The sequence below is a fragment of the Arthrobacter sp. STN4 genome (assembly GCF_024539665.1).
Classification (GTDB): Bacteria; Actinomycetota; Actinomycetes; order Actinomycetales; family Micrococcaceae; genus Specibacter.
Map to the genome: position 1 here is coordinate 1 of NZ_JAKZGX010000091.1, position 507 is coordinate 507.

1 protein-coding gene is annotated in these 507 nt (G+C 56.6%); it reads left to right on the plus strand.

Going from position 1 to position 507, the window contains the following annotated elements:
• Positions 1 to 278: 278 nt before the first annotated feature.
• Positions 279 to 507 (plus strand): type II toxin-antitoxin system Phd/YefM family antitoxin (locus MMF96_RS19470; RefSeq protein WP_256884449.1); only part of this gene is annotated, 229 nt, incomplete at its 3' end.

The following is a 507-nucleotide window of genomic DNA, read 5'->3' on the forward strand; positions in this document are numbered from 1 at the left end:
TAGGACAAGAACACGCCGAGCTCGATCCGTAAATCGCTCAAACATTTCGCCACCTCCTTGCCGCCGGTTAATCCGATGCTACCTAGCAACGGGCCAGCATGGGCTTTTTGTCCCGCAGGAGGTTCCCGCTACGGGACATCAAAGCCGTTGTGATCCATTGACCATTACGGCCAACTCTGAACGCGGACCAAACCCATGCCCGATCGACATTGACGCCACGGCAATCGCGATACACGCGACCGATTGAGAATCTACATAGAAATCTGTATAGTTCTTATATGACCACCATGACCATCACAGAAGCATCACGTGCCGGCCTATCCTCGCTGGTTGCCTCGGCTGAAGCGGGAAACGATGTTCCCCTGTCCCGACATGGCAGAGTCGTCGCCGAGGTGGTCTCCGCTGAGGAAATCTCCAGCCTACGGCGTGACCGTGACACTCTGCGCGATGCAGCGCTCGTCATGGCTCGTTTCGCCACTGACAGTGGAGTGCGTACCGATCTGGACC